This window comes from Pseudomonas sp. SJZ079 (genome assembly GCF_007993865.1).
Taxonomy (GTDB): Bacteria; Pseudomonadota; Gammaproteobacteria; order Pseudomonadales; family Pseudomonadaceae; genus Aquipseudomonas.
Genome location: NZ_VIUH01000001.1, coordinates 107,940 through 122,195, shown reverse-complemented (window position 1 = coordinate 122,195; position 14,256 = coordinate 107,940). Strand labels below are relative to the sequence as shown.

The 14,256-nt window shown below is 60.8% G+C and carries 9 protein-coding genes; 7 read left to right on the top strand and 2 right to left on the bottom strand.

All coding sequences use genetic code 11. The annotated features are described in order from the left end of the window. Nucleotides 1–54: 54 nt before the first annotated feature. Entirely contained in the window at nucleotides 55–3,732 is a 3,678-nt protein-coding gene (locus tag FBY03_RS00435; protein WP_147170232.1) for a PAS domain S-box protein, read from the bottom strand. Between the two features lie 92 nt (nucleotides 3,733–3,824). Then, nucleotides 3,825–4,730, bottom strand: a complete 906-nt coding sequence (locus tag FBY03_RS00430; RefSeq protein ID WP_147170230.1) for a LysR family transcriptional regulator — start codon at nucleotides 4,728–4,730, stop codon at nucleotides 3,825–3,827. 132 nt (nucleotides 4,731–4,862) lie between these two features. On the opposite strand from FBY03_RS00430, the gene leuC reads away from it, so the two are divergent. The 7 genes from leuC to truA all read left to right on the top strand — a co-directional run bounded on the left by leuC (nucleotide 4,863) and on the right by truA (nucleotide 14,245). Then, the gene (gene leuC, locus FBY03_RS00425; protein WP_147170228.1) at nucleotides 4,863–6,290 is read left to right on the top strand and encodes a 3-isopropylmalate dehydratase large subunit; all 1,428 of its coding nucleotides are present in this window, start codon (nucleotides 4,863–4,865) and stop codon (nucleotides 6,288–6,290) included. Between the two features lie 11 nt (nucleotides 6,291–6,301). Further along, on the top strand, nucleotides 6,302–6,949 hold the full coding sequence (gene leuD / locus FBY03_RS00420; protein WP_147170226.1) for a 3-isopropylmalate dehydratase small subunit: 648 nt from the start codon (nucleotides 6,302–6,304) through the stop codon (nucleotides 6,947–6,949). 13 nt (nucleotides 6,950–6,962) lie between these two features. Further along, a complete protein-coding gene (gene leuB / locus FBY03_RS00415; protein WP_147170224.1) occupies nucleotides 6,963–8,045 on the top strand; it encodes a 3-isopropylmalate dehydrogenase in 1,083 nt (360 codons plus the stop codon). A gap of 57 nt (nucleotides 8,046–8,102) precedes the next feature. Then, nucleotides 8,103–9,215: an aspartate-semialdehyde dehydrogenase gene (gene asd, locus FBY03_RS00410; protein WP_147170222.1), complete on the top strand. Its 1,113-nt coding sequence runs from the start codon at nucleotides 8,103–8,105 to the stop codon at nucleotides 9,213–9,215. Nucleotides 9,216–9,374: 159 nt separating this feature from the next. Next, a complete protein-coding gene (locus FBY03_RS00405) occupies nucleotides 9,375–10,385 on the top strand; it encodes an aspartate-semialdehyde dehydrogenase (RefSeq protein WP_147170219.1) in 1,011 nt (336 codons plus the stop codon). 152 nt (nucleotides 10,386–10,537) lie between these two features. Further along, nucleotides 10,538–13,375, top strand: a complete 2,838-nt coding sequence (locus FBY03_RS00400) for a FimV/HubP family polar landmark protein (RefSeq protein WP_147170559.1) — start codon at nucleotides 10,538–10,540, stop codon at nucleotides 13,373–13,375. Nucleotides 13,376–13,378: 3 nt separating this feature from the next. Continuing rightward, the gene (truA, locus tag FBY03_RS00395) at nucleotides 13,379–14,245 is read left to right on the top strand and encodes a tRNA pseudouridine(38-40) synthase TruA (RefSeq protein WP_147170216.1); all 867 of its coding nucleotides are present in this window, start codon (nucleotides 13,379–13,381) and stop codon (nucleotides 14,243–14,245) included. The last annotated feature ends 11 nt before the right edge of the window (nucleotides 14,246–14,256 follow it).

Below are 14,256 nucleotides of genomic sequence, written 5' to 3'. Positions count from 1 at the left end.
GCAGATTGTTGATGCAGCTGAACACTCAGGGCGGCAAAAGGCGCCCTGAGTGCTTCATGCGTTGAGCAGGCGCTGCCGGGTATGCGCCAGTAGGGCGCGGAATTCGGGGAGTGGCAAGGGTTTGCTGAACAGGTAGCCCTGATACTGGTGGCAACCTTGTAGCTCGAGGAAATCCAGTTGTTCCTGTTGCTCGACCCCTTCGGCGATCATCTCCAGGTCCAGGCTGCGCGCCATGGCGATGATGGCGCGAATGATCTCCGCGTCGTTAGGGTCGCAGGTGGCATCGCGGACGAACGACTGGTCGATTTTCAGCACGTCCACCGGCAGGCGCTTGAGGTAGGTCAGCGAGGAGTAGCCGGTGCCGAAGTCGTCCATCGCGAAGCTGACGCCGATGCGCTTGAGGCGGTTCATCTTGGCGATGGTGTCTTCGATATTCTGAATCACAATGCCTTCGGTGATTTCCAGCTTGAGCATGGACTTGGGCATTTTACTGTTGCGTAGGCTGCTTTCCACTCGCTCGGCAAGGTCGTTCTGGCGGAACTGTCGCGGGCTGATGTTCACACACAAGCTGAAGTCCTGCTGGTTGATCAGGTCCTCGTCGAGCAGCTGCGCGCAGACGTGGCAAGCCTCGGCGAGCACCCAGCCACCGACCTCGAGAATCAGCCCGCTTTCTTCCAGTACGTGGATGAACAGCGCCGGCGATTGTGCGCCGAGGACCGGGTGTTGCCAGCGCAGCAGCGCTTCGGCACCGATAATCTTGCCAGTGCGGGCATCCACTTGTGGCTGGAAATACAACTCGAATTCGCCGCGGGCGAGTGCCAGACGCAGGTCGTTTTCCAGGCGCAGGCGCTCGCTGGCGGCTTCCTGCATGGTGCTGCGAAATAACTGGATGGTGTTGCGCCCCGAGTCCTTGGCGCGGTACAGGGCAATATCGGCGCGCTTGAGCAGGTCGGCGGGGGTACTGCCGTGGTCGGGAATCAAGGCAATACCAATGCTCGGCGTGACTTGCAGGCGGTGGCCGTCCAGCAGCATCGGTTCGGCGAGCAGGTGGCGCAGTTTCTCCGCCACCTTGCGGGCCTGGCGGGTGACCTCCGAGCGTTTGCCCTCGAGCCCCGAGAGCAGTACCACGAACTCGTCGCCGCCAAGGCGGGCGACGGTGTCCTCCTGACGCACGCTGGCTTCCAGGCGGGCGGTCACCAGCTTGAGTACGGTGTCGCCGACCGGATGACCCAGCGAGTCGTTGATGTGCTTGAAGTGGTCAAGGTCGAGGAACAGCAGGGCACCGCGCAGTTCGTGGCGTTTAAGCAGGGCGATCTGCTGGGTCAGGCGGTCCATCAGCAGGGCGCGATTGGGCAGGTTGGTCAGCGAGTCGTGATAGGCCAGGTGTTGGATCTGCGCCTGGGCCTCCTTCAGCTGGCTGATGTCGCGGGCGGTCAGCAGCAGGCAGTCGATGCCGTCCAGGTCGATCGGTTCGACCGAGACCTCAACCGTCTTGAGCCTGCCGTCCCGGTGCCTGCCGAGCATTTCCCGGTGCAGCACGCGACCGTCGCGCAGGAGCTGCTCGAGCATCTCTTGCCGCTGCCCGGGGTTGGCCCAGACATTCATGTCCAGGGCTGTGCGGCCAATGACCTCTTCCGGGCGGTAGCCGGTGAGACGGCAGAAGCCTTCGTTGACCTCGAGATAGCGGGCGCTGTCCCGTTCGGTGATGGTGATGGCGTCGGGGCTGGAGTGGAAGGCCTTGGCGAATTTCTCCTGACTGGCCTTGAGTGCGGTCTCGGCCCGCTGGTGCTCGGTGATGTCGCGAAAGGTAGAGGTGATGCATAGCTGGCGCTCGACGCGGATAAACCGGCTGGACACCACGCATGTCAGTTCCTGGCCGCTACGGGTGAGGAAATTCACGATCTCGTTATTCAGTCCCTGGTCGCGGGTGAGCTTGTCGAACAGCTGCCGGCGTTGCTCGCTATCGACCCAGAACCCTACATCCGGGCCGCTACGGCCGACGATGTCCTGTGGTTGCCAGCCAAAGGTTTTGCTGAAGCTGGGGTTGACCTCGATGAACACGCCGTCACGGATGCGTGAGACGCAAATCGGCTCGGGGCTGGCCTGGAACAGGGTGGAAAACTTCTCCTCCGAAGCCGCCAGGCGCTGTTCGCGCTGAACCCGTTCGCTGATGTCCATGAGCACGCCGGTCATGCGCAAGGGCAGATCCTGGGCGTCGCGGTAGAGTTTGGCAGTGCTTTCCAGGTAGTGGGTTTCGCCGTTGGCAAAGCGCGAGCGGTAGGTGACCTGGTAAACCTGCTGGCGGCCCTCGAGCAGTTCGCGATAGGCCCTGCGCATGTGCCGTTGATCTTCCTCGGGGACGCAGCGGAAGAACGCGCCGAACTCGCCGTGGTAGGGCTCCGCCGGGAGGCCGTGAAGGGTCGCCGCGCGCTCCGAGCCATAGAGCGTGTCGCTGGGAATGTGCCAGTCCCAGGTGCCCAGGCTGGCCGAGTCCAGGGCCAGGGTCAGGCGCTCCTGGCTGTCCCTCAGGGCCTGTTCCTGGATGCGTTGCTGGGTGATGTTGCGCACCGTCAAGACCAGGCAGGGGCGGCCGTCCAGCTCGATCTCGCCGCCAAACAGCAGGTTGTTGCTGACGCTACCGTCGCGGCTGTGCAGGCGCACTTCCAGTTGGTTCAGGCGGTCGTGCTGCAGCGCATCGAGCATGCGCAAGCGATCGTGCTGATCGGCCCAGATGCCCAATTCCAATGAGGTGCGGCCCAGGGTTTCGGCACTGCTCCAGCCGAACTGGCGGACGAAGCTGGGATTGACCTCGATAAAGCGTCCGCTGGCTTTCTCGGTGATCACTACCGCATCAGGCGTGTGGCGGAAGGCTTGAGCGAATTTATCTTCGCTGCTGCTCAAGGCCGTTTCGGCGCGCTTGCGTTCGCTGGTGTCAAGAAACGTGGTCAGTAGAAAAGCCTCTCCGTCCAGATCGATGTATTGGCTGGACAGCATGCCGTCGAGAACCTGCCCGTCGCGTGTACGCAGCTGCACCTCCTGAACCACTGGGTCGCGGCTGGTCGATGCATTGAGGCGCAGAAAGTCGCGTTGCTCGCTATCTACCCAGAGCTGCAGCTCGAGGGTCGAGCGACCGATTACGTCGGCTGCCGGCCAACCGAAGGTGCTTTCGAAATGTTGGTTGGCCTCGGTGATGACGCTATCGGCGAAGCGTACCAGCAACACCACGTCCGGACTCAGCTGAAACAGGTTGGTGAAGCGCTGTTGCGAGTGGTGCAGCGCCTGCTCGCGCTCCTGCTGTGCGGTGATGTCGCGGATCACCCCCATCACTCGCCGTTTGCCGTCGGCGCCCTGTTGCAGGCTGCCGCTGATCTCTATCCAGTGCAGGCTGGCGTCCGGCCAACGGATGCGGTGGCGGAATGCGCGTGTGCTTGGGCTGCCGTCCAGTACTTGCTGGAACAGGCGCAGCACATCGCTGCGCTCCTCCTGCGGAATCAGCTCGATATAGTCGACCCGGGTGAGCAATGGCTGTTTCGGGTCGAGGCCGAACAGCGCTTGTGCGCCTCGTGACCAACTGACTCGGCCGCTTTCGACGTCCCAGTGCCAGGCGCCCAGGCGCGCTCCGTTCAGTGCCGCCAGCAGGCTCGGGGCGTCGCTCCAGGCTTTTTCGAATTCGCCTGGATCAAGTGCCGGAATGTGCGGCAGTGGCGGTTGCCGGTCACTGGGGTTGGCCATGGGCGGCTCTTCTGCTGGGCGATGATGCGTGGGTGTTCACGGCGTTTTGATCGGGCTGGGGCATGCGGGAGTCTTTCTTATCGTTATCTGGTTCACGTTAGCCTTTGCGTAGGCGCCAGTGCAAGACCGTCGCGCTGGGCGTCGAGGAGTTGCATAAAAGCCCGAGCGGCATTCGACAGGGTGCGCTCGGTATGCAGGATATAGCCCAATTGTCGCGACAGCTGGATACCGGGTAGCGGCAGCCGCGCGACCTGTTCATCGAGCATGGTGCGTGGCAGCACGCTCCAGGCCAGGCCAATCGACACCATCATCTTGATGGTCTCCAGGTAGTTGGTGCTCATGGCGATATTCGGCACCAACCCTTGTGCTTCGAACAGGCGCCGAACGATGTGGTGGGTAAAGGTGTTGCCGCCGGGAAACACCGCCGGATGGCGCGCCACATCGGCCAGGCTCACCTCGCCATTGCTGGCCAGTGGATGCTCGGGGGCAGCGACGAAATCCAGCGGGTCGTCCCATACCGGCACCGCACGGACCGGTTCGCGGGTCTCCGGGGCCAGGGTGATCACCGCCAGTTCGGCGCGGCCGTGGAGGATTTCGTCGTAGGCCACTTCAGAGTCGAGGAACTGGATATCCAGCGCTACCTGCGGATGGGCGCGGGTAAAGGCCCTGAGCAGGGGCGGGAGTCGGTGCAGGCCGATGTGGTGGCTGGTGGCCAGAGTGAGGCGGCCGCTGATTTCACCGCTGAGGTTGGTCAGCGCACGCCGGGTATCCTCCAGCACGTTGAGTATCTGGTAGGCCCGCGGTAACAGGGCGCGGCCGGCTTCGGTCAAACTGACTTCACGCCCCAGGCGGTCGAATAGGCGCACGCTTAGCTGCTGTTCCAGGCTGGCAATCCGCTTGCTCACCGCAGGCTGGGTCAGGTGCAGGCGTTCGCCAGCCTCGGAGAAGCTGCCGGTCTCGGCGATGGCAATAAAGGCATTGAGCGCAGCCAGGTCCATTTGTATTCCTTTGGGTTATCCAATGGATGAAAAATATGAATTTGAGTAATTTAATGCAAGCCCATAGGATCATCCCATAAGCCGAAGGGCTATTCGCCTGGGCATAGAAATACGCTGACGAGGGATCCGCTGATGGCCGGCAAAACGCTGTACGACAAGCTTTGGGATATGCATGAGGTGAAGCGCCGCGACGATGGTTCGTCGCTGATCTATATCGACCGCCATATCCTCCACGAAGTGACCTCGCCGCAGGCGTTTGAAGGCTTGCGTCTGGCTGGGCGCAAGCCGTGGCGGATCGACGCGAATATCGCCACGCCGGATCACAACGTGCCGACCACCAAGGCCGAGCGTCAGGGCGGGCTGGAGTCCATCGCCGATGAAGTGTCGCGTATTCAGGTGATGACCCTGGACGAGAACTGCGATGAGTTCGGCATTCTCGAATTCAAGATGAATGACCTGCGCCAGGGCATTGTCCATGTGGTCGGCCCGGAGCAGGGCGCCACTCTGCCGGGCATGACCGTGGTCTGCGGCGACTCGCACACCTCCACCCACGGCGCGTTCGGTGCCTTGGCCCATGGCATCGGCACCTCCGAGGTCGAGCATGTGCTCGCCACCCAGTGCCTGGTCGCCAAGAAGATGAAGAACATGCGGGTGGCGGTCGAGGGCAAGCTGCCCTTCGGCGTGACCGCCAAGGACATCGTTCTCGCGGTGATCGGCAAGATCGGCACCGCCGGCGGCAATGGCCACGCCCTGGAATTTGCCGGCAGCGCGATCCGCGATTTGTCGCTGGAAGGGCGCATGACCATCTGCAACATGTCGATCGAGGCGGGCGCCCGGGTCGGCTTGGTTGCAGTCGACGAGAAGACCATCGAGTACGTCAAGGGTCGTCCGTTTGCACCAAAAGGCGAGCAGTGGCAGCAGGCGGTAACGCAGTGGCGCGGATTGGTTTCCGATGCCGACGCCCACTTCGACAGCGTGGTCGAGTTACGCGCCGAAGATATCAAACCGCAAGTCAGCTGGGGCACCTCGCCGGAAATGGTCCTGGCGGTCGACCAGAACGTGCCGGACCCGGCGGCCGAGGCCGACCCGGTCAAGCGCGACTCGATCATTCGCGCACTCAAGTACATGGGCTTGGCCGCTAATCAGCCGATCACCGCGATCCAGCTCGATCGCGTGTTTATCGGTTCCTGCACCAACTCGCGCATCGAAGACCTGCGCGCCGCCGCCGAGGTGGCCAAGGGCCGCAAGGTCGCCGCGACCATCAAGCAGGCCATGGTGGTGCCGGGCTCGGGGTTGGTGAAACAGCAGGCGGAACAGGAGGGGCTGGACAAAATCTTCATCGAGGCCGGCTTCGAATGGCGTGAGCCGGGCTGCTCCATGTGTCTGGCGATGAATCCGGACAAGCTGGGCAGCGGCGAACACTGCGCCTCCACCTCAAACCGTAATTTCGAGGGCCGTCAGGGGGCTGGCGGGCGCACCCATCTGGTCAGCCCGGCGATGGCGGCGGCAGCGGCGGTGACCGGCCGCTTCATCGACGTGCGTGAACTGACCCAGCCTTAAGGAGAGCGAAGATGAAAGCCTTTACCCAGCACACCGGGTTGGTCGCGCCGCTGGATCGCGCCAACGTCGATACCGACCAGATCATCCCCAAGCAGTTCTTGAAGTCGATCAAGCGTACCGGCTTCGGTCCGAACCTGTTCGACGAGTGGCGTTACCTGGATGTCGGTCAGCCGAACCAGGACTGCTCGACGCGGCCGCTTAACCAGGACTTCGTCCTGAACTTCCCGCGTTATCAGGGTGCCAGTGTGCTCCTGGCTCGGGAAAACTTCGGCTGTGGCTCCAGTCGCGAGCATGCGCCCTGGGCGCTGGAAGAGTACGGGTTTCGGGCGATCATCGCGCCGAGCTTCGCCGACATCTTCTATAACAACAGCTTCAAGAACGGCCTGCTGCCGATCATTCTCGCGGAAAGCGAGGTGGATCAGCTGTTTCAGCAGGCCGAGGCCAGCGAAGGCTATCAGTTGACCGTCGATTTGGCGGCGCAAACCGTGACCCGTCCGGACGGCGTGCAGTACGGCTTCGAGGTGGATGCCTTCCGTAAGCACTGCCTGCTCAACGGCCTGGATGATATTGGCCTGACGCTGCAGGATGCCGAGGCAATCAAGACCTTCGAAACCAGCTACCAGCAGAGCAGCCCCTGGCTGTTCGGTGCGATCAAGTAATTAAGGACATTCCATGAGCAAGCAGATTCTGGTTCTCCCTGGCGACGGTATCGGCCCGGAAATCATGGCCGAGGCAGTCAAGGTGCTGCAGTTGGCCAACGACAAGTACAGCCTGGGCATCGAGCTGTCGTTCGACGAACTGGGCGGTGCGGCCTACGACAAGTACGGTGTACCGCTGGCCGACGCAACCCTCGAGCGCGCCCGCGCTGCCGATGCGATCCTGCTCGGAGCGGTCGGCGGGCCCAGGTGGGATGCGATCGAGCCGGCCCTGCGCCCGGAGCGCGGCCTGCTGAAGATCCGCTCGCAGCTGGGCCTGTTCGCCAACCTGCGCCCGGCTATCCTCTATCCGCAGCTGGCCGATGCGTCCTCGCTGAAACCGGAAGTAGTCGCCGGCCTGAATATTCTCATCGTTCGCGAGTTGACCGGCGGCATCTATTTCGGTCAGCCGCGCGAAAGCAAGGTGCTGGAGAATGGCGAGCGTATGGCCTACGACACCCTGCCGTACAGCGAGAGCGAGATCCGTCGCATCGCGCAGGTCGGCTTCGACATGGCCCGCGTACGCAACAAGAAACTGTGCTCGGTGGACAAGGCCAACGTGCTGGCCTCCAGTCAGCTGTGGCGCGCCGTGGTCGAAGAAGTGGCCAAGGATTACCCGGACGTCGCAGTGAGCCACATGTACGTCGACAACGCGGCGATGCAGCTGGTGCGCGCGCCCAAGCAGTTCGATGTGATGGTCACCGACAACATGTTCGGCGACATTCTGTCGGATGAGGCTTCCATGCTGACCGGTTCCATTGGCATGCTGCCCTCGGCCTCCTTGGATGCCAACAACAAGGGCATGTATGAGCCGTGTCATGGTTCGGCTCCGGATATTGCCGGGCAGGGCATCGCCAACCCGTTGGCGACCATCCTCTCGGTGTCGATGCTGCTGCGTTACAGCTTCAATCTGAGCCAGGCGGCCGACGCTATCGAGACGGCTGTCAGCAAGGTGCTGGACCAGGGTTTGCGTACGGGTGATATCCACTCTGCTGGCATGACCAGGGTCGGTACTGCCGCCATGGGTGACGCGGTAGTCGAAGCGCTGCGTAGTCTGTAACTTTTTTGGGTTTGCCGGGGGACGTTCCGGTGCTCTGTTTATATAGGTGTAGTGGTTATGAAGCGTGTAGGTCTGATCGGATGGCGTGGCATGGTGGGTTCCGTGCTGATGCAGCGCATGTTGGAGGAGCGGGATTTCGACTTGATCGAACCGGTGTTCTTCACCACCTCCAACGTAGGTGGCCAGGGTCCGTCCATCGGTAAGGACATTGCCCCGCTGAAGGACGCCTACAGCATCGAAGAGCTGAAAGGCCTGGACGTGATCCTCACCTGCCAGGGTGGCGACTACACCAGTGAAGTTTTCCCCAAACTGCGCGAAGCGGGCTGGAAGGGCTACTGGATCGATGCAGCATCCTCGCTGCGCATGAGCGATGACGCGGTGATCGTCCTCGATCCGGTCAACCGCAAAGTGATCGATCAGCAGCTGGACGCCGGCACCAAGAACTACATCGGCGGCAACTGCACCGTCAGCCTGATGCTGATGGGCTTGGGCGGCTTGTACGAGGCCGGCCTGGTCGAGTGGATGAGTGCCATGACCTATCAGGCGGCCAGTGGCGCGGGTGCGCAGAATATGCGCGAACTGATCAAGCAAATGGGCTCGATCAACGCCTCGGTCGCCGATGAACTGGCCGATCCGGCCAGCGCGATTCTGGATATCGACCGCAAGGTGGCTGAAGCCATGCGCGGCGAGTCCTTCCCGGTGGATAACTTTGGCGTGCCGCTGGCCGGTAGCCTGATTCCTTACATCGACAAGGAGTTGCCGAACGGGCAGAGCCGTGAAGAGTGGAAGGCGCAGGCGGAAACCAACAAGATTCTAGGCCGCTTCAAGAGCCCTATACCGGTCGATGGTCTGTGTGTGCGTATCGGTGCCATGCGCTGCCACAGCCAGGCACTGACCATCAAATTGAACAAGGACGTGCCGCTCTCCGACATCGAGGGGCTGATCAGTCAGCACAACCCGTGGGTCAAGTTGGTGCCGAATCAGCGTGAAGCCAGCATTCGCGAGCTGGGTCCGACGGCGGTGACCGGTACCCTGAGTGTGCCGGTTGGTCGCTTGCGTAAGTTGAACATGGGCTCGCAGTACCTAGGCGCATTCACTGTGGGTGATCAGCTGCTTTGGGGCGCCGCCGAGCCGTTGCGCCGGATGCTGCGGATTCTGCTGGAGCGTTGATGGTCGCGGCGGTCTGCTTGGGTGGGCCGTTTCGAGTTCCAAGATAGGAGCGAGCGCTGTTCGCGATCGGGCTACCAACCGACCGCCTGCAGGCTCGCTCCTATGCATTTGTGGGGCCGCTCTATACAGTGCGAGGCTAATTTCGTCAGAAGCGCTTTCATGACTCGTACCTTTGATATTGCCGTTATCGGTGCCACCGGCAGCGTCGGCGAAACGCTGATGCAACTGCTCGAAGAGCGTGAGTTTCCCTTGGCCAATCTGCATCTGCTCGCCAGTGGCGAGTCGGCAGGGCGCTCGCTTTCCTTCAAGAATAAGAGTCTGCGAGTGTCGGCGCTGGGGTCCTTCGACTTCTCTCGTGTGCAATTAGCCTTCTTCGCGGCTGGCGCGGCGGTGACGCTTGAGTATGCTGAAAAGGCCCGCGCTGCCGGCTGCTCTATCATCGACCTGGCTGCAGCGCTGCCGGCGCGGCAAGCGCCGCGCGTCGTGCCAGAGGTGAATGCCGAGGTGTTGGCAAGACTCTCGGCGCCTTACCAACTGACCAGCCCGAGTGCGGTGAGCATTGCACTGGCATGCGTATTGGCGGTGGTGCGTGAGCAGATAAAGCTGCAGCGTGTGGCGGTCACGGCATGCCTGGCGGTGACCAGTCGTGGGCGCGAAGGCGCGGCCGAACTAGCGCGCCAGACAGCCGAGCTGTTAAATGCGCGTCCGCTCGAACCGCGTTTTTTTGACCGGCAAATCGCTTTTAATCTGCTGGCTCAGGTCGATACGCCGGATAGCGACGGCCATGGTGTGCTGGAGCGGCGTGTGGCCTCTGAGCTGAAGGAGTTGCTCGGTGCGCCGGGATTGAAAGTCTCGGCAACCTGTGTGCAGGCGCCGGTATTCTTCGGCGACAGCATCAGCTTATCGGTGCAGACGGAGGGGCCGATTGATCTGGCTGCGATCTGTGCGGCGTTGAGTGCGGCTCCGGGACTCGAATACGTTGAGTCGGACGATTATCCGACGGCTGTGGGTGATGCAGTCGGCCAGGATGAGGTATATATCGGTCGGGTTCGGGGTGGGCTGGACGATCCGGCGGAGCTCAATTTGTGGATTGCGTCTGATAACGTAAGAAAAGGCGCTGCCTTGAATGCTGTGCAATTGGCCGAGTTATTGATAAAACACTATCTGTAAAAGATACTTACCTAGAAATTTGAAGAATCTTTCGAGCTTGGCAATACTGGCTGAGTTGATTGCTGAATGGGGAGCCACTTTCGAGTGGAGACAGGCAGCAATTATCAAGACCCTCTCGCATGCCGAGAAAAAAGATAAAAAGGGATAACGCTATGGTTCGGGTTCGCAAACTGGTGCTGGCAATCGCAGCTGCTTCAGCACTGTCCTCCGGTATGGCGCATGCGCTGGGGCTGGGTGAAGTAACCCTGCAGTCGGCGCTGAATCAGCCATTGGTGGCTGAAATCGAGTTGTTGGAAGTGCGTGATCTGGCTTCCAATGAAGTACTGCCGAACCTGGCTTCTCCTGAAGAGTTCATCAAGGCTGGCGTTGATCGTCAGTACTTTCTAACCGACCTGAAATTTACGCCGATACTCAAGCCGAATGGCAAGAGTGTCATTCGCGTAACCTCGAATAAGTCGGTGCGTGAGCCTTATCTCAACTTCCTGGTTGAGGTGTTGTGGCCGAATGGTCGTCTGTTGCGTGAATACACGCTGCTGCTTGATCCGCCGCTCTATTCGCCGCAAACGGCTGCGGCAGCGGCTCCAGCGGCCGTGGCCCCGCGACAGCAGGCTGCCACCCAGGTTTCGCGTCCGGCAGCTGTTCCCGCTCCTGCTCCCGCTGTACGTTCAGCCGTTACCACTGCCAGTGCCTTGCAGGGCAGCGAATACAAAACCACCGCCAATGACACGCTCTGGGAGATTGCTGAGCGCGTGCGCGGAAGCAACAGCGTTCATCAGGCCATGCTGGCTATTCAGGATCTGAACCCGGATGCCTTTATTGGCGGCAATATCAATCGGCTGAAGCGTGGTCAGGTGTTGCGTTTGCCGGAGCAGCAGCAAATTGGCGGTCGCTCCCGAGCGGAGGCGATTGCGCAGGTTGCTGAGCAAAATGCCGCCTGGCGTGAGGGTCGCAACGTAGCCTCTGCTACTCGCCAGCTGGACGCGACCAAGCGCAGTGTTGCCGGTGCTGCCCCTGCCCAGGCAAAGACTCAGGACAGTCTGAAGCTGGTTTCTGCCGATGCGGGTAAAGCTACCAGTGGTAGCGATAAAGGTGCGGCAGAGAGCAAGGCGCTGACCGATAAATTGGCGGTGACCCAGGAAAGTCTCGACTCGACCCGTCGTGAGAACGACGAGCTAAAAAGCCGCATGGGCGACCTGCAAGGTCAGCTCGATAAGCTGCAGCGTTTGATTCAGTTGAAAGATGATCAGTTGGCCAAGCTGCAAGCAGACCTGGCGGCGTCCAAGCCAGCGCCTGTTCAAGCGGCTGCCGCTGAAGCGACCGCGGCTGAGCCGGCGAAAGCCGAGCCGGTACAACCAATCGAACCAGCGCCGGTAGTAACACCGCCTGTAGCCGAGGCGCCCGATTACAACTACAGCGAGGAACCTTCGGTAGCGCCCGATGTAGCGCCGCCGGCAGAGGTCCAGCCACTAGCCGCTGAACCGGCCCTGGAGCCGCAACAGCCTCCGGTCGCTGAGAAACCTCCGGTTCCTCCCGTGCAGGAAGCAGTTGCCCCGGTCGTGGAGGAACAACCGCAAGCCAATATGATCGACGATCTACTCGCCAACCCCATGCTCCTGGGTATTGCTGGCGGCGGCGGTTTATTGGTGCTGCTGATCGGTCTGATGATGCTATCGCGACGCAATGCCGTGAAAGAGGCTGAGCTGCAGGAGGCGTTGGCCGCTGAGAACAATGCCAGTAGTTTTGATGCAGATATGCAGTTGTCGGCTGACAGCTTCGATAGCTATGAAGACGATCTTGATGGCGCTGAGGCTGATGCGCCGGCTAGTGAAGAGCGAGTGACTGCGCAGACTGGTGATGCATTGGGTGAGGCGGACATCTATATCGCCTATGGCCGTTTCAATCAGGCTGCCGACCTATTGCACAACGCGATCAACAATGAGCCACAACGTAGCGATTTACGTGTGAAGCTGATGGAAGTCTATGCCGAGCTGGGTGATCGCGAAGGTTTTGCCCGTCAAGAAAGTGAGTTGCGCGAAATCGGCGGAGCCGCAGTCGAGATCGACCAGTTAAAAACCAAGTACCCGGCTATGGCTGCTTTCGCAGTCGCCGGTATGGCTGCCGGTGCCGGTGCCGATGATGATCTGGATAGCTTCAGCCTGGATGATTTGACACTGGATGAGCCGAGCCAGCCTGTTGCGGATGGATTGGATGAGGCATTTGACCTGAGTCTGGATGAGCTTGAGCCCGAGCAGGATCGCGATCAGCAAGCGGCGGCAGGTGAAGCCTCTCTGGCGGATATCGATGCTCTGGATCTGGAGATTGATTTGGATCTGAATGCTCCGGCCAAGATGGAGGCTGGGCAGGCTGATGATCTGAGTTTCGATTTGAGTCTGGATGATGCGTCCGACGATAGCTTGGAACTGGGCGATGAGTTGGTCGATTTCAGTCTGAGTCTCGATGATGAGAGCAAGCCAGTCGCGGCAGAGGAAGGCGAAGACGAGTTTTTGCTGAGCCTGGAGGATGAGGCGCCGACTGCGGCTCAGGTCGGCGACGACTTGACTGACGTGAGCCCCGGCCTGCCGGGCGACGCTGTTGAAAGTGAGTTCGACTTCTCGGCCGATTTCGACTTGTCCTTGGACGATGACGATGACGCTGTCGCCGAGCCAGCTAGCGATGGCTTCGCGGCGCAGCTTGATGAGGTGACTGCGGAGTTGGATCAGTTGGCCAGTAACTTGGATCAGGCGCCTGTTGCGAGTGAGTCGAGTGAGGACGCGCCTGCTGACGTGCCGCCGCTGGTTGACATGGAAAACGACGATGATTTCGACTTCCTGTCGGGTACGGACGAAACTGCGACCAAACTCGACTTGGCGCGTGCTTATATCGACATGGGCGATACCGAAGGCGCCCGTGACATCCTCGACGAAGTGATCGCCGAGGGTAACGAAGACCAGCAGCAGGAAGCGCGAGAGCTGGTCACTAATCTGGTTTGATTCATGTCTGATGCAATACCTACAGCGGCAGCCGATTCGGCTGCCGTTGGCTTTTTCAGAGTCGCTCTCGGGGTTGAATACAAGGGGTCGCGCTACCACGGCTTTCAACGTCAGCGCAGCGGTGTGGCCTCGATCCAGGAATCCCTGGAGAAAGCCCTATCCAAAGTGGCCGGTGGCGCGCCCGTCACCCTGAGTTGTGCCGGTCGTACCGATGCGCTGGTGCATGCCAGTGCCCAGGTGGTGCATTTCGATACGTCGGTAGAGCGCTCCATGCATGCCTGGGTGATGGGGGCAAACATGAATCTGCCGAAAGACATCAGTGTGACCTGGGCTAAGCTCATGCCGGCGCATTTCGATGCGCGTTTCAGCGCCCAGGCCCGGCGTTATCGCTATGCCATCTACAATGACCAAATACGTCCCGCGCACATGGCTGAGGAGGTCACCTGGAACCATCGACCGCTGAATGTTCAGCGCATGCGTGAGGCGGCTGAGGCTTTGGTTGGTACCCATGATTTCAGTGCGTTTCGGGCTCGGCAATGCCAGGCCAAGTCACCGATCAAGACGGTGCACCATTTGCGTCTGCTTGAGCACGGTCGCTTCATCGTTCTGGATATTCGTGCCAATGCCTTTTTACACCACATGGTGCGTAACATCGCCGGAGTGCTGATGACCATCGGTGCGGGCGAGCGGCCGGTTGAGTGGGCGCGCGAAGTGCTGGAGACCGGCGTGCGGCGTACTGGCGGCGTTACCGCACATCCTTATGGCCTGTATCTGGTGCAAGTCGATTATCCCGAGGAGTTCGATCTGCCCAGGCGCTATCTCGGGCCGCATTTCCTATCCGGCCTACCTGATGTGGCGGCTGACGCCTAGAGTGGCATTTG